The 19786-nt window shown below is 46.6% G+C and carries 19 protein-coding genes; 9 read left to right on the top strand and 10 right to left on the bottom strand.

The features are described 5' to 3' along the window. Window positions 1–206 precede the first annotated feature (206 nt). A complete protein-coding gene (locus tag P2W83_RS04925; RefSeq protein ID WP_276132583.1) occupies window positions 207–1616 on the bottom strand; it encodes an RtcB family protein in 1410 nt (469 codons plus the stop codon). A gap of 100 nt (window positions 1617–1716) precedes the next feature. Here P2W83_RS04925 and P2W83_RS04920 point away from each other — a divergent pair, with 100 nt between their 5' ends. Then, a complete protein-coding gene (locus P2W83_RS04920; protein WP_276132582.1) occupies window positions 1717–2790 on the top strand; it encodes a helix-turn-helix transcriptional regulator in 1074 nt (357 codons plus the stop codon). Here P2W83_RS04920 and P2W83_RS04915 read toward each other — a convergent pair whose 3' ends face one another. The 3 genes from P2W83_RS04915 to P2W83_RS04905 all read right to left on the bottom strand — a co-directional run bounded on the left by P2W83_RS04915 (window position 2791) and on the right by P2W83_RS04905 (window position 6719). Continuing rightward, window positions 2791–3690: a T9SS type A sorting domain-containing protein gene (locus tag P2W83_RS04915; protein ID WP_276132581.1), complete on the bottom strand. Its 900-nt coding sequence runs from the start codon at window positions 3688–3690 to the stop codon at window positions 2791–2793. It lies immediately after the preceding gene. Between the two features lie 88 nt (window positions 3691–3778). After that, a complete protein-coding gene (pckA, locus tag P2W83_RS04910) occupies window positions 3779–5395 on the bottom strand; it encodes a phosphoenolpyruvate carboxykinase (ATP) (RefSeq protein WP_276132580.1) in 1617 nt (538 codons plus the stop codon). Window positions 5396–5540: 145 nt separating this feature from the next. After that, the gene (locus P2W83_RS04905) at window positions 5541–6719 is read right to left on the bottom strand and encodes a glycosyltransferase family 87 protein (RefSeq protein WP_276132579.1); all 1179 of its coding nucleotides are present in this window, start codon (window positions 6717–6719) and stop codon (window positions 5541–5543) included. 166 nt (window positions 6720–6885) lie between these two features. Between P2W83_RS04905 and atpB the strand changes: the two genes are divergently transcribed. The 7 genes from atpB to P2W83_RS04870 all read left to right on the top strand — a co-directional run bounded on the left by atpB (window position 6886) and on the right by P2W83_RS04870 (window position 12721). Beyond that, window positions 6886–8061 (top strand): F0F1 ATP synthase subunit A, encoded by a 1176-nt coding sequence (atpB, locus tag P2W83_RS04900; RefSeq protein ID WP_276132578.1) that lies wholly within the window; start codon window positions 6886–6888, stop codon window positions 8059–8061. A 29-nt stretch (window positions 8062–8090) separates the two neighbouring features. Continuing rightward, on the top strand, window positions 8091–8342 hold the full coding sequence (atpE, locus tag P2W83_RS04895) for an ATP synthase F0 subunit C (RefSeq protein WP_276132577.1): 252 nt from the start codon (window positions 8091–8093) through the stop codon (window positions 8340–8342). Window positions 8343–8445: 103 nt separating this feature from the next. Then, window positions 8446–8940, top strand: coding sequence for a F0F1 ATP synthase subunit B (gene atpF / locus P2W83_RS04890; protein ID WP_276132576.1), 495 nt, complete (start codon window positions 8446–8448; stop codon window positions 8938–8940). Window positions 8941–8974: 34 nt separating this feature from the next. Continuing rightward, entirely contained in the window at window positions 8975–9541 is a 567-nt protein-coding gene (gene atpH, locus P2W83_RS04885; RefSeq protein WP_276132575.1) for an ATP synthase F1 subunit delta, read from the top strand. 38 nt (window positions 9542–9579) lie between these two features. Then, window positions 9580–11160, top strand: a complete 1581-nt coding sequence (gene atpA, locus P2W83_RS04880; protein ID WP_276132574.1) for a F0F1 ATP synthase subunit alpha — start codon at window positions 9580–9582, stop codon at window positions 11158–11160. 72 nt (window positions 11161–11232) lie between these two features. Beyond that, the gene (locus P2W83_RS04875) at window positions 11233–11664 is read left to right on the top strand and encodes a GNAT family N-acetyltransferase (RefSeq protein ID WP_276132573.1); all 432 of its coding nucleotides are present in this window, start codon (window positions 11233–11235) and stop codon (window positions 11662–11664) included. Window positions 11665–11794: 130 nt separating this feature from the next. Beyond that, complete coding sequence (locus P2W83_RS04870) at window positions 11795–12721, top strand: pentapeptide repeat-containing protein (RefSeq protein ID WP_276132572.1); 927 nt, start codon at window positions 11795–11797, stop codon at window positions 12719–12721. A gap of 8 nt (window positions 12722–12729) precedes the next feature. On the opposite strand, the gene P2W83_RS04865 is transcribed toward P2W83_RS04870, so the two are convergent. From P2W83_RS04865 to P2W83_RS04855, 3 genes are all read right to left on the bottom strand, one after another. Further along, window positions 12730–13389 carry a hypothetical protein gene (locus P2W83_RS04865; RefSeq protein ID WP_276132571.1) on the bottom strand — a complete coding sequence of 220 codons (660 nt, stop codon included), beginning with the start codon at window positions 13387–13389 and terminating at the stop codon, window positions 12730–12732. Window positions 13390–13414: 25 nt separating this feature from the next. After that, complete coding sequence (locus tag P2W83_RS04860; protein WP_276132570.1) at window positions 13415–14077, bottom strand: hypothetical protein; 663 nt, start codon at window positions 14075–14077, stop codon at window positions 13415–13417. A 126-nt stretch (window positions 14078–14203) separates the two neighbouring features. Beyond that, a complete protein-coding gene (locus P2W83_RS04855; protein WP_276132569.1) occupies window positions 14204–14623 on the bottom strand; it encodes a hypothetical protein in 420 nt (139 codons plus the stop codon). Between the two features lie 127 nt (window positions 14624–14750). On the opposite strand from P2W83_RS04855, the gene P2W83_RS04850 reads away from it, so the two are divergent. Further along, entirely contained in the window at window positions 14751–16835 is a 2085-nt protein-coding gene (locus P2W83_RS04850) for a dipeptidyl-peptidase 3 family protein (RefSeq protein ID WP_276132568.1), read from the top strand. Window positions 16836–16910: 75 nt separating this feature from the next. On the opposite strand, the gene P2W83_RS04845 is transcribed toward P2W83_RS04850, so the two are convergent. Genes P2W83_RS04845 through P2W83_RS04835 form a run of 3 tightly spaced genes read right to left on the bottom strand, consistent with a single transcriptional unit; the run spans window position 16911 to window position 19747 of the window. Further along, window positions 16911–18323, bottom strand: a complete 1413-nt coding sequence (locus tag P2W83_RS04845) for a M56 family metallopeptidase (RefSeq protein WP_276132567.1) — start codon at window positions 18321–18323, stop codon at window positions 16911–16913. A gap of 29 nt (window positions 18324–18352) precedes the next feature. Then, entirely contained in the window at window positions 18353–19336 is a 984-nt protein-coding gene (locus tag P2W83_RS04840) for a DUF6624 domain-containing protein (protein ID WP_276132566.1), read from the bottom strand. Window positions 19337–19363: 27 nt separating this feature from the next. Further along, a complete protein-coding gene (locus tag P2W83_RS04835) occupies window positions 19364–19747 on the bottom strand; it encodes a BlaI/MecI/CopY family transcriptional regulator (protein ID WP_276132565.1) in 384 nt (127 codons plus the stop codon). Window positions 19748–19786 lie beyond the last annotated feature (39 nt).

Below are 19786 nucleotides of genomic sequence, written 5' to 3'. Positions count from 1 at the left end.
ACTCTAGCCACTGAGTTATACCGTTACCGGCAGGGGGATTCGAACCCCCGACATACAGAGTCTAGCAGGTGCTTTCGCAGGCAGCAGCATATTGGTTGCTATTGCAGCAATACTATGTAGCAGTTTCAAGCTAAACATCGTGGGCTGCCTTTTTGCCTGCTCTTCCCTCGCGGGAAGCTTTTTATATTGAATCAACAATAAGTCTTCTAGTCTTCGCGGCTACCGTCATCGGCCATACGCACCATCTTGGGTTTGAACGTCGCGACGATATCTACCAGGTCGGTCTGCGCGGCCATTACCACGCGTATATCCTTATATGCCCCTGGAGCCTCATCCAATCCGCCGCCTATCAGCGTGATGCCCTTCACTTTCAGCAACTCGCTCAGTTCTTTCTTTGAGAACGTTTGCTGCGCTTTGGTACGACTCATCTGCCGGCCCGCACCGTGCGATGCCGAGTTGATCGAATCAAGGTTACCGCGACCACGCACCAGGTAGCCGGGGGCTGCCATAGAGCCTGGAATGATACCTAGTACACCTTTACCTGCCGGCGTAGCTCCCTTCCGGTGCACGATCACTTCACGACCTTCATATTCCTCCTTCCAGGCGAAGTTGTGGTGGTTCTCAATACGTGCCAGCAATTTTCCGCCTATCGCTTTCGTCAGCTTCTCGTGTATGATCTCATGACATGCAGAAGCGTAGTCTCCTGCAAGGTTCATAGCCAGCCAGTACTCCATGCCTGCTTCCGTATCTAACCCGAGGTAGGCCAGCTGTGCTGCTTCTTTTGGCAGGCGGCACAACTCTTTCGCCAACTTAGTATAGTGGTTGGCTATTGTTGCACCTAGCCCGCGTGAACCGGAGTGTGACAACAGTGCCAGGTATTTTCCTTTCCTGATGCCGAGTTCATTATCATCGCCATGCAGCTCCATGATACCCCATTCCACGAAGTGATTACCACCGCCAGATGTACCCAGCTGCGAGTACGCCTTGTCGTGCAGGTTTTTCAGGAAGCCGTTCATTTTGAACGTTTCATTTTCAAGTATGGCATGGTCTGCTTTGTACTGCCCATGAAAACCATTGCCTGCACCAAATTTTGTATGTGCTATCAGCTCGCGTTTATACTGACTTTGATTTGCCTCGAAATGTGACTCGGGTATATCATAAATGCTCAGGCACATCCGGCAGCCGATATCTACACCCACACCGTATGGTATAATAGCATTGTCGGCTGCCAGCACACCGCCGATAGGCAGGCCATAGCCGTGGTGTGCGTCAGGCATCAGGGCGCCTGCAACAGCTACCGGCAGACTCATAGCTGTTTCCATCTGCTCGCGGGCGCCCTGTTCAATGAATTCGCCACCGTATACTTTATAAGGAAGTGCATCTTTCAGTTTTATGATATCGTTTTCAGGATGCAGCAGCAACTTGGCCACCGGTCCCAGTTGTTCGTCATTTGCGTAATCGGCAGGGTTGGCTGCTACCTTGCCCAGCATTTCCAACACTTCGTCTCTTTGGGTCAGCTTGTAGTGTTCACCCACTGTAATTGCAGCTGCAATAGCAGGTGACTGCGGATAGCCTATCGCTAAAAGTTCTTTGCCGGTAAGGGTTAAACGTGCCATAGTAGTTGTGTTTTGTTTGATGATACAAAGGTTATACCCTACTGCGCAGTCTTTTTGCGCAGTAAATTTTTTTTTCTAATTTTCGTAAAATTTTTTCCTGATGCCTGTAAACCGCAATGCGCTCATACGCTATAAGACCATAGATAAATGTTTGCGCAACAGGCTGAGGAAATGGACGCTGGAGAAACTGATAGAAGAGGTGTCGGATGCATTGTATGAATATGAGGGCATCGCTAAGGGTATCAGCCGGCGTACGATACAAGCAGATATACAGATGATGCGCAGCGATAAGCTGGGATACAATGCACCAATCATTATCATAGACAAGAAGTATTACACCTACGACGATCCCAACTATAGTATCACGCAGATACCTATCAGCGAGCAAGACCTTGGCAGGATGAATGAAGCCATTGAAGTGTTGAAGCAGTTCAAAGGCTTCTCGCATTTTGCTAATCTCGGCGAAGTGGTGAATAAACTGGAAGATCACGCGTATGCGACATCAAACAATATTCAACCGGTTATAGACTTTGAAAAGAATGAGCAGCTACGCGGATTGGAATATCTCGACGTGTTATACAATGCGGTCATCAACAAAAAGCCGCTGCGCATTACTTACCAGTCATTCACGGCACATCAGGCATCTGGCTTCCCATTTCACATCTGGTGGTTGAAAGAATTTAAGAACAGGTGGTTTGCTGTAGGCACGAAGAACGAAAAAAGAAATTACCCACTTACCCTGGCGCTTGATCGTATTTTATCCGTGCAGCCGGAGGAGGGCGTGGAGTATGTAGATAGTAATGGACTGACCCCGGATGTTTACTACAAGGATATTATAGGCGTGACCGTATCGCCGAATATGCGTACAAAGGAAGTATTGATACAGGTGAACCGGGATAACGCGCCCTATGTAGAAACCAAACCGCTGCACCAATCGCAAACTGTTATAGAGCAAAACGAGGATGGTATCGTTATCAGATTGAAGGTGCAACTCAACTATGAGCTAGAGAAAGAGATTTTGGGCTTTGGTGAGGGCATGACCGTGCTGGCGCCCGATGCATTAAAGGGCCGCCTGTATCATAGAATGAAGACGGCGGTTGAAAAGTATAAAACAGAGGTAGAAGCTACTCGCATAAAGGAGCTAAAAGGACTCTCTCTTACGCGGGATGTGTAGCTATAGTTTTTGAATCTTGCGGCTTATTGTTCCGTTGGGAGTTTCGTATGTCAGTAAGTATACGCCACGGGCATAGGGTGCCAGATCAATCTCTTTGCGCTCTTTGGCGTGCAGAGAAGAGTGTAGCAGCACCTTGCCATAAGGGTCTGCGAGTGATATTTCATTGATGGCATCCTGTCCTGCTTCTATATAGATCTTGTTAGTTGTGGGATTGGGGTAGATATTTATCGCGTCGTTATCGATTTCCGATACTGCCAATACCCTGGACGTGGACGTCGTATCGCATACCCAGTTAGAATATGGGGTGGTGGCGAAGTCGCATATACTCCTGACGCAGAAATTATGAGTGGCAAGAGATGGAACACCGTACACCGCAACAGCAGTTTTATTGGTTGGTGTGCCAGTAGCGCTTGAACCGGGTTTGTCGGGCCATAGTACAACTTTGTACTCAGACGAGTCGGAAAAGCTTCCCAGGCTCCAGGAGGCCGCAATGCCGTGTGGGCCGCTTGTATAAGCACTCACGGAGGTTGGGTCATAGCAGGGTAGTGTGGGCTCAGTTCTAAAAGTGTCGCAGTACCATGTAGAGACCCCGCTGCTACATACAGTACGAATGCAAACATCGTAGGTGGTATGCGGTGTAAGTGATCCGGCATAGAAGCCATTGGTGTAAGCGAGTGTTCCCGCGCTTGAAGGTGGAGGCAATGTCGCAGGTTTAGGTGCGATAAATACCTGGTAAGAGGTTGCCCCTGCTATAGCGGACCAGCTTAGCTGAGCACCTGTTCCCGGTGGGACTGTAGTTGCAGATAGCAAACTAGTTGGATTACATTGTGCCAATGAAACAGGCGTGTTGAGCAAGGCAATAAACGACAGAAAAATAGCAGAGCAGAGTTTACTATACATAATGAAGGTTTTAGTGGTTTCTACAAAATAGAAAAAGCCCGGCAATAAGCCGGGCTTTTTATTGTAATATTTATGTCGTTTCTGACGATTACTCAGCGCCTACCATTACTGTAGGAGCAGCAGAGCGGATCTCTTCGTTAGCTTGTGCAGCATATTTATCGAAGTTCTTCACGAACAACTGAGCCAGCTCGTTAGCTTTCTTATCGTAAGCTTCTTTGTCAGCCCATGTGTCGCGTGGGTTCAGGATCTCAGCAGGAACGTTAGGGCAAGACTGCGGAGTCAATACACCGAACACAGGGTGTGCTTCGTATTGTACGTTGTTCAGTTCGCCGTTCATCGCTGCAGTGATCATAGCGCGAGTGTATTTCAGGCTCATACGGCTACCTACACCGTAAGAACCACCGCTCCAGCCTGTGTTGATCAGCCATACGTTTACGTTTGGTTGCTCTTCCAGTTTTTTACCCAGCAGCTCAGCATACTTAGTTGGGTGCAGCGGCAGGAACACGCGGCCAAAGCATGCAGAGAAAGTTGTTTGAGGTTCAGTAACACCAACTTCAGTACCGGCAACTTTTGCAGTATAACCGCTGATGAAGTGGTACATAGCCTGTGCCTTTGTCAGCTTGCTGATTGGAGGCAGGATACCGAAGGCATCGCAGGTCAGGAAGAAGATGTTTTTAGGATCGCCACCGAAAGAAGGTTCTTTCGCGTTTGGTATGTGGTAGATCGGGTAAGCAGCACGAGTGTTCTCAGTGATGCTACCGTCAGCATAATCTACAGTTTTTGTATCGCCTACGAACTTGATGTTCTCGAGGATAGCATTTGGTTTGATAGCAGCGTATATCTGAGGCTCTTTTTCAGCGCTCAGGTCGATAACTTTTGCATAGCAACCACCTTCGAAGTTGAATACAGAACCATCAGCCCAGCCATGCTCATCGTCACCGATCAGTGCGCGGTTAGGATCAGCGCTCAGGGTAGTTTTACCTGTACCAGACAGGCCGAAGAACAGCGCTACATCGCCATCTTTACCTTCGTTAGCAGAGCAGTGCATGCTCAGTACTTTGTGCTCGTGTGGAAGCACATAGTTCAGTACGCCAAAGATACCTTTCTTCATTTCGCCGGTGTAAGCAGAACCGCCGATCAGGATGATCTTACGAGTGAAGTTTACGATAGTAAAGTTAGCCTGGCGTGTACCGTCAACAGCAGGATCAGCCTGGAAGCCAGGAGCCTGCAGGATCAGCCACTCAGGATTTTGAGACTCTACCTCTTGAGCTGTAGGACGCAGGAACAGGTCGTTACAGAACAGGTTAGCCCATGGTGTTTCGTTTACCACGCGCAGGTTCAGGCGGAATTTAGGATCAGCGCAAGCATAAGCATCGCGTACCCAAACTTCTTTGTTGCTGAAATAAGCGCAAACTTTGTCGTATAATTTGTCGAAAGCTTCAGAAGAAAAAGGAATGTTCACATCACCCCAATCAACACTTTTTTCAGTGTTTGCATCCTTCACTGTGAACTTGTCTTTAGGAGAACGGCCTGTGAATTTACCAGTGCTTACGCAGAGGGCGCCGGTATCATTCAAAGTGCCCTGGCCAAGATCTAAGGTTTTTTGTACCAGTTCTTCGGGAGAAAGGTTCCAGTGAGCAATTCCAACATTCAGACCCAGATCAGCCAGATTAGCTGATGGGTTTTTCTTACCAAATTCCTGCATAGAATTTCTTTTAGAATATAAGATTTTAAAGAGAGGGCAAAAATACTATATAAAAGCTTTTCAGCGAGTTATTTTTTACGGAATTGTTATGTTTTTTGGGCCCGGAGAGGCTGATTTACATCATCATGTGTAAAAAGATAATGTATTACTGGTGTGTGACATGCGTAGTTCGCTTCATTGTCATAAGCTCGTAACAAACCAGTAGCCAAACCGCGATGCACGGCACCACTTTTGCCACATAGGGAACCAGGATATTCTGTCTTACCGGGGCTGGGAAAAGATCGGTGGGTGAGAGGCAGGTAAAGATGAAAACCACCCAGAGTAGCACCTTTTTCCAGGTTACAGGTTCACCGGCAAAATACCAGATGCCCACGCCGGATACAGCTATAATAAAGGTAGATGACTCAGCCTTGTGGTTGAATATAATAACCCAGATGAGCATAAATGCAAGGAACAATAGCCTGAAGACCTGGTTCCCATATTGCTTAACCCGCACTAACGGTAGAAAGAACAGGAAAATCCCAAGGAGTGTCACGACGTTTTTGGCTCCCGACAGGCCAAACCAGCTGTGCAGCCAGCCCATGACAGAAAAACCGTAGGATACGGACTGGTCGTGCGCCATCATGTCGACCCAGCTTTGGTATTGGACCATTAATCCCGCTGGTGTCAGCACCACAAGGGGTATAAAGAACATGACCACAGTCCAGAAGGCCGTATATAATATGAACTTGATCTTATCCGGGTAAAACAGAAAAATAGCCAGCCCGATAATACCATATACCTTAATAAAAGTAGCCGCCATGATCAGGAAGGTGGCCCAGAAAGGCTTACGACGTTCCATTAAGGCAACAGCGCCGATCATGCAGGCAGCCATCAGGCCGTTACTCTGGGCGCTTTGCAGCGAGGTGAGCAGTTCCAGCAAGATAAACCACAGCAGGAGGCTGGTCTTTTTCTTGTCGAAAGGCAGCATCCTGATAGTCACATAGACGGCCAGTGCATTGGCCAGGTTCCAGAACACAAGGCCAATCACATCGGGCATCCAGGCCAGCAAACCCATACAAAGGGCGAAAGCAGGGCTGTATTTAAAAAGGTCCCACTGGTCGTCTAGATGCCAGGCATATAGATCCTTACCATTGAGCAGGTGGAAGAACGACTGCTTGAAAATGACGTAGTTATTGTATTCGGTATAGAGCCTGCCTGCAAATTCGTGGGAATTGCCCAGCGAGTACAGGTGCACGCTGGCGATGACCGTAACTGCTACATATATAAATAGGATGACCCGGTGCTGAAGGAGGTAACCTTTAACGGTTTGCCATTTATTCATGAAAAAACTGAATTCGGCCGCAAATTACTAAGTGCTGAATGTCAAACAATATGTGTAAAATAAATAATGTATTAAGTGCTTTTAAACTGTCTGCTATAAAAAAGATTATCACACTTTTTTCTTGACCGAAAACTAGTATCTTTGCGCAAAATTTCAGGGCTGCGTAATGATTTCCAGACGTCTGTTTTCCGTACTGATATTGACTTTTGCGCTGTTTAGCGTATCTAATAAAGCTATTGCTCAACACGAAGAAGGCCACGAGCCTGCCCAGCACGAAGCTGCTGCGGCTGGTCACGAAGGTCAGCATGAAGAGAAAAAAGGCTTCAATGCTTCCGAAGTTATCTTCGGTCACATTAGCGATTCTCACTACTGGCACCTGTTCGACGTGAACGGTGAGCCGGTGAGCATGTCGCTGCCTGTGATGATCTGGCATCCTGAGAAAGGTCTTTCTACGTTCTCAGCTTCAAAGTTCGAGCACGGTCATGCCAGCCACGAAGGCTACAGCCTGCAGCACGGCATGAAAGAAAAGATCGTTTCTGAAGACGGCGCTTCTATCATCGACTTCTCTATTACCAAGAACGTACTGTCAATGATCATCTCAGTAGTATTGCTGCTGTGGATCATGCTGAGCGTTGCTGGTAAGTATAAAAAGAACGGCGTAATGAAAGCTCCTACCGGCATGCAGAATGCACTGGAGCCTGTTCTGACTTTCATCCGCGACGAAGTTGGTAAACCTAACCTGGGTCATAAGTACATGCGCTATATGCCGCTGCTGCTTACCATCTTCTTCTTTATCTGGATCAACAACCTGCTGGGTCTGCTGCCAGGTGGTGCCAATTTTACCGGCAACATCGCAGTTACGGCTTGCCTCGCAGTAGTAGCTTTCCTGGTAATGGTGTTCAGCGGTAACAAGCATTTCTGGGGCCACCTGTTCAACCCTCCGGGAGTACCCCTGGGTGTTAAGTTTTTGCTGGTACCTATCGAGATCATCTCGCTGTTCATCAAACCCATCGCCCTCATGATACGTCTTTTCGCCAACATCCTTGCTGGCCACATCGTAATCCTGAGCGTTATCTCTATGATCTTCATCTTCGGTGCACTGAGCGAAGTAGCCGGTTGGGGCTTTGTACCGGTATCACTGGCTTTCTCGATATTCATGTTCTTCCTTGAGTTGCTGGTAGCAGCTATCCAGGCGTTCATCTTTACTAACCTGACAGCTGTGTTCATCGGCCAGGCTATTGAAGAAGGACACCAACACGATCATGCGCATGAAGACTATCATGCACACAATCCTGAGACTGGTCAGAAATACAACGTTTCGAAAGAAGAGATCATTGCTTAATTAGTTTTTTCATCAAAAATCCATATAACATGTCTTTGTTAAACACAGTTTTGTTAGCAATTGATGGTACAGCCGCTGCAGGTGGTGCTATCGGTGCTGGTATCGCTGCACTGGGTGCAGGCGTTGGTATCGGTCAAATCGGTAAAGGTGCGGTAGAATCTATCGCTCGTCAACCAGAAGCTTCTGGCGACATCCGTGCTAACATGATCCTTACAGCTGCCTTCGTAGAGGGCGTTGCCCTGTTCGGCGTTATCGCTGGTCTGCTGGCTATCGTACTGTAAGTACAACTTTTTAACTGCGCCCAAAGCACAGGGCGATGGGCGCAGTTATTTTTTTTTGATGAGAAGAAACAACAAACGAAAACAATACTATAAATAGATAATTATGGATTTGCTTACTCCCGAATTAGGCTTATTTGTCTGGACGCTGATCGCGTTTCTTGCTGTGTTTTTCATCCTGCGCAAGTTTGCATGGAAACCCATCCTGAATGCACTGAGCGAGCGCGAAACAGGCATCGCTGATTCTATCGCTTCTGCTGAACGCCTGAAGAAAGAAATGGGCCAGATGCAAGCTGAGAACGAAAAGATCATGGCTGATGCTCGTGAAAAACGCTCTCAGATCCTGAAAGAAGCTAAAGACGAATACGAGCGCATCATAGGCAAAGCAAAAGAAGATACTAAAGCTATCACTGATAAAATGATGGCCGACGCATCACAACAAATTCAGCAGCAGAAAATGGCCGCTCTTACTGAAGTTAAGAACGAGATAGGCAACCTGGCTGTAGAAGTAGCTGAGAAAGTACTGCGCAAACAACTGGCTGGTGCCGACGCGCAAAACGACTATGCTAAATTGCTGGCTGAAGAAATTAAACTGAACTAATTCCTGCCTTAACGACAGGTATTAAATAGATACTATGCAAAATCCACGTCTCGCGTCACGTTATGCAAAATCGCTGCTGGACCTTGCCATTGAGCAAAACCAGTTAGAGACAACTTTGGCGGATGTACAGTTGCTGTCAGCTGTTAGTCACCAGAGCCGCGACTTTGCCAACATGCTGCGCAGCCCGATCATAAAAGCTGACAAAAAGCAAACGATCATCAATGCTGTTATCGGCGAACGTCTCAGTGCACTGAGCAAGGCCTTCATCGCCCTGCTGGTGAACAAAGGCCGCGAAGGCAATCTGCCTGAAATTGCGGATGCTTTCATCAGCCAGTACAAGGAGATGAAAAACATCAAAACCGTTAAGCTGTCTTCAGCTATGCCGCTCAGCGATAGCGTGAAGCAAGCTATCCGCGCCAAAGTAGAAGCCGGTATGCCAGGTGCCAAGATCGAACTGAAAGAAGAGATCAAACCGGAGCTGATAGGCGGGTTTGTACTGCAGGTAGGTGATAACCTGGTTGACGCCAGCATTCGCCGCGACCTGAATGATGTAAAAGCGCAGTTCCTGAAGAACATATACGTTAGCGAACTGGGTAATTAATTTTAGAAACAACTTTTTGAATTATAAATCAATAAATCATGGTTGAGATTAAACCGGATGAAATATCGGCGATACTTCGCCAGCAGTTAACCAACTTCAACGCTTCTGCCAACCTGGAAGAAGTAGGTACCGTACTTCAGGTAGGTGATGGTATCGCCCGCGTATATGGCCTGAATGGCGTGCGCCAGGGTGAACTGGTTGAATTTGAGAACGGCGTTAAAGCCATCGCCCTGAACCTTGAAGAGGATAACGTGGGTGTGGTAATGATGGGTGAGTATACCGACATTAAAGAAGGTGCTCAGGTAAAACGTACCGGTAAGATCGCCTCTATTAAAGTAGGTGAAGGTATGGCCGGCCGTGTAGTAAATACACTGGGTGAGCCTATCGATGGTAAAGGTCCGCTGAAAGGTGACCTGTATGAAATGCCACTGGAGCGTAAAGCGCCGGGCGTTATCTTCCGTGAGCCGGTAAAAGAACCGCTGCAGACAGGTGTTAAAGCTATCGATGCGATGATCCCTGTAGGTCGTGGTCAACGTGAGCTGGTTATCGGTGACCGTCAGACTGGTAAAACTGCCATCTGTATCGATACCATCATCAACCAAAAAGAATTTTACGCAGCAGGTAAACCTGTTTATTGCATATACGTAGCGATCGGCCAGAAAGCATCTACTATCGCCGGTGTTATGAAAACACTGGAAGAGCATGGCGCTATGGCTTACACTACCATCGTAGCGGCTTCTGCGTCAGAACCAGCTCCGCTGCAGTTCTTCGCTCCGTTCGCTGGTGCTGCTATCGGTGAGTTCTACCGCGATACAGGACGTCCTGCACTGGTTGTATACGATGATCTGTCTAAGCAAGCTGTGGCTTACCGCGAGGTATCTCTGCTGCTGCGTCGTCCTCCGGGCCGCGAAGCTTACCCTGGTGACGTATTCTACCTGCACAGCCGTCTGCTGGAGCGCGCTGCGAAAGTTATCAACAACGATGACATCGCTAAGAACATGAACGACCTGCCGGAAAGCATCAAACACCTAGTAAAAGGTGGTGGTTCTCTGACAGCCCTTCCGATCATCGAAACGCAAGCTGGTGACGTATCTGCATACATCCCTACAAACGTTATCTCGATCACTGATGGTCAGATCTTCCTTGAGTCGAACCTGTTCAACGCCGGTATCCGCCCTGCGATCAACGTAGGTATCTCGGTAAGCCGTGTGGGTGGTAGCGCTCAGATCAAATCGATGAAGAAAGTAGCTGGTACGCTGAAGCTTGACCAGGCTCTTTACCGCGAAATGGAAGCGTTCTCTAAATTCGGTGGTGACCTGGATGCTGCTACGAAAGTAGTACTGGATAAAGGTAGCCGTAACGTGGAGATCCTGAAACAACCTCAGTACACTCCGTTCAGCGTAGAAAAACAAGTTGCTATTATCTACCTGGGTACTAACAACCTGGTGCGTGAAGTGCCTGTTAAGAACATGAGGGCGTTTGAAGACGCATTCATCCGCGACATGGAACTGAAAATGCCTGAACTGCTGGCTGAATTCAAGAAAGGTAACCTGCCTGAAGACGGTCTGAACAAGATGGTGAAAATGGCACAAGACCTGATCCCTCAGTTCAAAAACTAATAACTAAGATTAGTTAAGTCATACGATCCCCTGCCGAAAGGCAGGGGATTTTTATTTACTGTAACTTCAGGTATGCACATACGCAAGGCAACACTGGCTGATGCAGATACTGTTTACCGTTTCATTTGTTTACTGGAAGAGAAGCAGATGGATCGCGGAGGTTTTGACATCTGTTACGAGTACAATAGCAACTCACCATACAATCATTACTTGCTGGCTGAAGATGGAGGCACGCCTATTGGCTTTCTTAGCTGCCAGGGGCAGATGTTGCTGCATCATGCTAATTGGGTTTACGAGGTACAAGAGCTATATGTAGAAGATGCCTGGCGCAGCAAAGGTGTGGGCAAGCAATTACTGGATGAGCTGGACAAAATACTTGCTAATGTACCTTATGATGTATTGGAGGTATCATCCAACAAGCGCCGCACTAAGGCACATGGCTTTTACTTGCAGAATGGCTTTGAACAGACGCATTTGAAGTTCATCAGGCCGAAAAGCCGGTAAACAACCACCGGATGTCGAAATACAACTGCAAGTAGTGGACCTACAACTAAGAGGAGCGGCGTTTTTAGTGACGCCGGGGATGCGGCAAAATACCTTTGCAGCGTCGGAAAAAAACAAACGACGAGTACTAATGGATGCAAATACGATCGGCAGCAAAATTGCCAAAGCACGGAAGGAGAAAAACATGTCGCAGGCACAGCTTGCCCAGCTTCTTTTTATCAGTCCGCAGGCGGTAGGGAAATGGGAACGGGGAGAATCCATCCCGGACATCATAACCTTTGCCAGATTGGCGGAGATCCTGGGTGTTGACCTCAACTATTTCTCAGAAAACTTTCCATCGGCTAATGCCGATATATCCGCGCAGGACGACAATGCTGCTACACTAGATGTGGTTGCCAACCTTTCCCGCTCGCAGGAGCCGGATCTGCTGACGAATTTCAATGGCGGCAATCTCGCTAATACAGACTTCGCTGGTGTTACTGCGCACAAAAGGAAGTTTTATGGCAGCGCATTGCGCGGATCCGATTTTTCCGGTTCGGATCTGACTGGCAGCTCCATTACCGGTAGCGATGTGCGGGAGGCCAGTTTTGACGGCGCGAACCTGACAGATTGTACCCTGTCGGTAAGTGATCTCACAGGTGCCAGTTTCGACAAAACCATTCTTGTACGGACCGAATTCAACAAATCAGGACTAGACGGTGCAAAGTTCATAAATGCGGAACTCGTCGACGTAAAGCTTACCAAAACCGACCTCACAAAAACGATCTTCGAAAACTGTGTCTTTACTGGTGTGGACTTTGACTGTTCGGACCTTCGTGGCGTGCGCTTTGATGGACAGACCTTTATCGGTGTTAAGTTTCACAACGGCGCGATGAATGACGCGACGTTCAACGGCGCCACACTCAAAAACGTGTCCTTCCGTTCTACGTTTGCTTTGACCAATAGATACTACCGCGCCATTGCAACCATCCGCTTCGACGGCGCGACGATGGATAAGTTGACCTATGCTTCGCTTAAAGGTTTGGGGGCTGATCTGTCGAAGGTGACGATAATATAGCAGACGATTTAGAAAGTATAGCCACAGCCGATGGTCCAGCTTACTTTTGATTCCGGAAATTGCTTTGCAGGTCTAAGGCTTGATAAACCATGATCGGGATTGATGTCAAATGAAATCGCTGAATGGACATTAATGTGCTTGTTGATGGCATAGGAGGTGTAGTTATTTAAACCGACGAATGCCAGACCATAATTAGCAGTCCATTCGCGATCATACAATTCATTACTAGGAATTTCCTGCGCTGTAAAACTATGGTGATCGGACTGTCTGCCATACGTTATGCTGGCACCAAAATAACTTTTGATTAGGGACGAGGCTTTTGTGACACGCCATTGCGCAGACGCCTGGCAGTCGAAAGTATTGACGATGCGCCGGTAATTTAGTTCACGATAAGATGGAGCATCAAAGACAATGACATCTTGTGGTGGGTATTGATAGTTAAGCTTGTTGTGTGTGATCGCAAGGTCAGCTGCAAACCGTTTATTACTCTCATACCTTCCATAGATGGATTTCTCCCAACTGAACCCATTGGTTCCTTTGACGACTTCAACGGTATACTGAGTTGCTGGCCAATAGCTTGCCCCATTGCGTACGCCCGCAGAAAAACGCTGTGCTGTTATAGCAGAAGCGATAAATGAAAGGCCGAGGATAAACAGGATTGATTTCATAGGGAAGTCTTTTTTGTTTGGAGAATTAGAAGGTGTAGCCACATCCTATATTCCATGTTACATTCGAATTCGGCGAATACTCATCAATGTCCCAGCGAGACCTTTCAAAAATATTTTCCGGATCGAATTTGAACGACAGTGCAGATACGATATTAATGTGTTTTGTAAGCTGGTAAGAGGTGAAATTGCTAACGCCACAATAAACTAAGCCCGAAGTGTATTTCCATACTTCATTGCGTACGCTAGCTGTGCTTATGTCGCGGATAGTAACGGCTGTAGTGGAATACACCCGGGTTTGTGAGAAGGATAATCCGAGATAGCTTTTAAGTTTTGTGCTATTGTCGCTTGCAATCCTATATTGTACCGACAACATGAATTCTGCTGCATTGTACTTTTCATTCAACGACAATAATTCCTCGCCGGCCATGCAAAGCGGAGCTTGGTACCATTCAACCTGATTAGGGATGTATTGCATGGCTGAAAATTCAAAAGCTAATCCGCGTTTTGTTTCATATCGCGCATAAGCTTCCTTATTCCATGTAAAAGTACCTTTCGTTACGACAGACTTTTCTTTGTGCGCATTCAAAGAGAACCAATTTGTTGCCCCAGTGCGCAAGCCTGCAGAAAAGCCTTGAGCGAAAACCTGGCTTGAAATAAATAAGCTCAGTGCGATAAGAACTGGTTTCATAGGTTTAAGTGTTGGGTACTTTAAAGTTAATGCAAATGAAACATTCAGCGTATGTTCATACAACAGTTTTCATGGAATTGTAACTGGCGGTTAAAAACGAAAAAGCCGCTTGGTGGCGGCTCTTGTTTATTCGAAAGTGTAAGATTTTACATAGTTCATCTTGATCGTTCCCTGCTCGGCTTTCACCTGGTAATAAGGATAGAATGTTGTATCATCTTCCATATGGAAACCGATCATGAAACTATAAGGCGCAGTTTCACGATGCAGCGCAGGCTTGAATTTTTCGCCGCCTTTTGGGAGAGTGAACTTAGAATCTGCAATGTTGCCACCCCAGGTAGCCATGACATTATAAATGCCTTTTGCTGTTTTGTCCGAGGTCTGGAGTTTTACGGAAAAGTACGTATTGTTCAGGCTGTCTTCTTCAACCTTTACGCTGTCAGCGGCAAGCAGTGTATTAGCCGGTAACGTGGCAAAATCAGTTCCTTGTTTGGGGGTATTGCATGCCGCAACAAAGGCGCACGCAGCAATGAGCAGGCGGTATTTCATAAGCTGCCAAAATTAATCGTTTTAATGCAATAGAGCCTGATAATCACACGGTAAGGGTGAATTTCTGATGAGATTTCTGTTCCTGTCTTGAAAGCCCTATTTTTAAGCGTAATCCTTTATTTTTTATATGAAAAAACTAACCTTGCCGGCTATGGCGATAATTGGTTCTTCTATGCTCTTTACCGCCTGTCAGAGCGGTAATGTGAGCAGCGCAGAGACTCCTGAAACACCCGCTGTTGCTTCAGGTTATGACACAAGCTTTAAAGTAGAAGCAGAGTCGTTTGCAGACCTCCAGGTGCTGCGTTACCAGGTGCCAGGCTTCAATGAACTGAGTCTACAGCAAAAACAGCTTGCATATTATTTGTATGAGGCCGCCCTGGCTGGTCGCGATATCATCTACGATCAGAAGAGTAAATATGGCCTGCTGCTGCGCAAAACTATTGAAGCAGTGTACGGCACTTATAGCGGAGATAAATCGGCAGCAGACTGGAAAAAGTTTGAAGATTATGCAGGCCGTTTCTGGTTCAGCAATGGCAACCACCACCACTATAGCAACGAGAAATTCATACCTGAGCACAGCTATGAATATTTCGCTACGCTGGTAAAAGGCAGCGACCAATCGAAGCTACCGCTGGAACAGGGTGAGACCGTTGATGCATTTCTTGCGCGCATCAAGCCGCTGGTTTTCGATCCTAAAGTAGAACCTACAGTAGTTGATCTGCGTCCGAACGTTGACAACATCGTGAACTCTTCTAACAACTTCTACGAAGGTGTTACGCAAAAAGAAGTAGAAGCATTCTACGCAAAGTTTGATACCAAAGGCGACGCACCCTCATGGGGTTTGAACAGCAAGACCATGAAAGAAAATGGCCAGGTAGTAGAGAAGGTTTGGAAAATTGGTGGTATGTACTCACCTGCTATCGACCGCATCATTGGCTGGCTGGAAAAAGCATCGGGTGTGGCTGAAAATGCCCAACAGAAAAAATCGCTCGACCTGTTAATACAATACTATAAGACAGGCGATCTGAAAACTTTTGATGACTACAGCATTGCATGGGCACATGATACCGCATCACGTATCGATGTTGTGAATGGTTTCATCGAAGTGTATCTTGATGCTATCGGTAAAAAAGGCAGCTACGAAAGCGTAGTGTCGATGAAAGACCTCGAAGCTACTAAACGCATTTCTGCTATTGCTAAGCAAGCACAGTGGTTTGAAGATAACTCGCCATTAATGCCTGATCATAAGAAAAAGAGTGTGACTGGTATCACTGCCAAAGCAATCACCGTAATGGTAGAAAGCGGTGATGCTGCACCAAGCACACCAATAGGTGTTAACCTGCCAAACGCTGACTGGATACGCAAGAACCACGGTTCTAAATCAGTATCGCTCAGCAACATCATTCACTCGTACAATGTAGCGAGCGCAAAAGGCGGCATGCTGGATGAATTTGCTGTGAACGATACTGTTAAAGCACGTGCTAAACAATATGGTAACCTCGCTGCAGATCTGCACACAGACATGCACGAGTGTATTGGTCACGCATCGGGCCAGATCAATCCAGGTGTTGAAACAACCGACAAGACTTTGAAAAACTACGCATCTACACTGGAAGAAGCACGTGCCGACCTGGTAGCGCTGTATTATGCTATAGATCCTAAACTGGTAGAGATAGGTGTTGCACCTAACATTGAAGTAGGCATGGCAGAATACGACAGTTACATGATGAATGGCCTGATGACACAATTGACCCGCCTGAAACCGGGAGAGCAACTGCAGGAAGCGCACATGCGGAACCGTGCAGTGAATGCTCGTTGGGCTTATGAAATGGGCAAGAAAGACAACGTTGTTGAGTTCGTGAAGAAAGACGGCAAAACCTACGTTCGCGTAAACGACTATCAAAAACTGCGCAACCTGTTTGGTCAGCTGCTGCGCGAAATTCAACGCATCAAGTCTGAAGGTGATTATGCAGCGGGTAAAAACCTGGTTGAAACTTACGGTGTAAAAGTTGATCCTGTGTTGCACAAAGAAGTGCTGGCACGTTATGCTAAACTGGGTATCAAACCTTACCGCGGTTTCATTCAGCCACGACTGGTTCCAGTTAACAGCGATGGCAAGATCACCGATGTTCGTGTTGAATATCCCGAGAGCTTCTTTAGCCAGATGATGGAGTATGCTGATAAATACTCTTATCTGCCGGTGAAGAACTAAGACACTAAAAATCATTAAAAAAGGGCTTTGCGATCGCAAAGCCCTTTTTACTATTTAGCAGCTGCAAGCTTTTATTTATTGGCGGCCTTTCGATAGTTTATGACCTTTTATTGTAAAAAGATCGTCCACCGAAAAAAGGTTATTCCATCTAAATACGACCGCAGTGCCTTCTCTTTTCACAGGTGTAAAGTTGCTGCCTTTGCTTAGAACCTCGCTTATTTTTCTGTTTAACGTACTATAGTCCTTTCGCTCGGGCGAATTCCCATCGATATTTATCTGCGAGGTGTGGTTATAGACAACCTTTCCTTTTTTGTCGATTATCGTCTGGAATGTGAAGATAAAGTAAGTGCCGTCATCAAGCTTTTCCAGATCTGTTTTAATGTTTTTGAAAATGTAATTTTCGATTTCCTCTTTTGTTTTATCGGCTGCTATTTTTTCATCTGCCGTCAGCTCATCTTCTTTATAGATATGTTGGTCATTCATTTTTACAGGAAATGAATCAATGGTGGCGATCTTCATAAACTCTTCGCCGGTAGTAGGGTCTACCACCATTACAGTATCTGGCCCCGGCGCCCAGAGCTCAAATACATTTCCTTTGTAGTGTAACTTGTTGCCTTGCTTTTTCTTTTCGTCGGAGAAACCCTTTTGTGTACAGAATACCAGGGCTACTAGCAGTAACGGTGTGATCACCAATTGTTTTCCTTTAGCTAAAGCAGATGTCTTACGTGTAAGCATAATAATGCGGTTTTTAATAGGTGAACGATTAAAAGAATGTGATAATGCCGGAGCTGATCGAAGCATAGCTTGCTCTACCAGAAAGCGACCATACTCTTCCGGTTGTTTCTCTACTGCGGCATCTGCCTGATACTCGTGGACCATTAGTAGGCGGTTATTGAACACATACACTAGCGGGTGAAACCAGAGAAATACTCTCGCCAGCTGCATTAGCAGCAGATCTATGAAATGCAGCGAATGTCCATGTTGCTGCTCATGCGTTAGTACTGCACGCAGTTGGTTTGGCGTATAGTTGTCTTTGCTGTTAATAAAGACCCATCTGAATGCAGAGAATGGGCTGTGTTCTTTGTTTGTTTCAATTACCGTCCATACGCCGTCTTTCGACCGCTTACCTGTTTTGTAGTAGGAGATAATGAGCACCACGTCGCGGATCAGAAAGACAACACTTATTGCGATACCGACCGCGTAAGCGATCAACAGCCATTGCAGCCAGTTTGTAGATGCAGTAGTTGCTCCGGCATCAACAATTGTTTGGCGCACTACTTCTGTACGTTCAACAGGTCTCGACATGCCCGTAGCTTCGATCACTGACGCGTCGCTCCAACTCCAGAATGGTAACAGCAGACCAATGACAAACGTGATCAACAGGTAAGCGCGGTTGTACCCATGATATGTTTCCTTCCGTAGGAAAATATCAAATAACACAAGGCTAAGCAACCAGATTGCGGAAGTGTTCAAAAGATGTTGGAGCATAAAATGCTGTTTTTAAAGATGAACAACTATTATTTATCGCTTTGCTTTTTCTCAAAAGCTTCAATTTCCGGCAATTGCTTTTTGTAATCAGCAGCACTCCACTGCATCTGCCAGTTGCGCACATAGTCTGCCAGTGGCGATAATCCAACCTCGGCACGACGCTTGTCTACATTGTCTACGTCTTCTAGTGGCTGCACGTAATACCGGCCGTCGGCGAAGCGACCTATCTGGCTACCGTAAAGTTGCTTTTTACCGGTGCGTAATGCAACGCGGTCCTCTAGCAGAGCGAGGGCAGAGGCTGATGCTTTTTTATTCTTTACTGCTTCGCGCATCAGGGGCAAGTATTTTTGTTGAGTGGCGATATCTGCGTGTTGCACTACCAGGAATAAGGCCTGCGCTCCCTGGCCACCTACTACATCATAACCTACCCAGCCATACTTATCTAATATGCCGATCACCTTAACCAGGTTGATCGAATCAAGTCGTTCTATTGCTCGCCACAGTTCTTTCATTTCTTTTGAGTCGCCACCGTACTTTTTCTCCATGTCATCTATCTGCATACGGTACTTCTGGTCGTCTTGCATGATAGTATCCAGCATGGCCACTAATGGCTTGTTTAAGTTGGCTTCAGCCTTTTCTTTGTTTTGTTTTACCAGGGTTACTACTTCATCCCAACGTTTGTCGCTGTGCAGTTGCGTAAGGTCTGCATCTACCAATAAGTGATTCAGGTTGCTGTAGTTTCCCCGCTTTGCAATTCGCAGTAATTGTGAAAACGCAGAGTCTGCATTACCCGCCTGCGACCAGCTGCATGCTGCATTATAACGGTCGGGGGTAAAACCCATGTTATTGTTGGCTTTAAATGCTGCCGCATATGCTTCGCCGGAAGCTTTGTATTTCTTGGCATCGTAAAATACTTCGCCCTCGTGTACAAGGCTGTCATAGGTTGCATTTTGGGCAAAGGCAGCCAATTGCGGCACCAACGTCAAGGTAAGCAGTGAGAGAAGTCTTTTCATAATCGATATAGTTTTGGCGTGAGTGATCTATTTCTTTTTGTTGGTATCTAGCAGCTTCAATACTTCATTTAGCTCCTTCAGGTTCATGTCGTCGTTTTGCACCAGGAAGCTTACCAGTTTTTTGGGCGACCCTCCAAAGTATTTTTCAACCAAGCTCTTTACGCCTTGCTGTGCGTACTCTTCTTTTGTTACGATGGGGAAGTACTCGTGGGTTTTGCCGTAGGCCTTATGACCAACAAACCCTTTCTTCTCCAGTATTCGTACAACAGAGGAAATAGTGCTGTGCGGCATATCGGGATCTCCAAGCTGCTCGATAACGTCGCGAACCAGGCAACGCTCTAGTTGCCAGATGATCTGCATCACTTCTTCTTCGGCCTTGGTAAGCGTCGGTAACGATGTTTTTCGCTTCATAACGTAATGTTACGTTACATAACTGATATGTCCAAAAAA

Source organism: Polluticoccus soli (assembly GCF_029269745.1).
Taxonomy (GTDB): domain Bacteria; phylum Bacteroidota; class Bacteroidia; order Chitinophagales; family Chitinophagaceae; genus Polluticoccus; species Polluticoccus soli.
The sequence above is the reverse complement of the archived record's forward strand: the minus strand, read 5'-3'. Positions and strand labels throughout refer to the sequence as shown.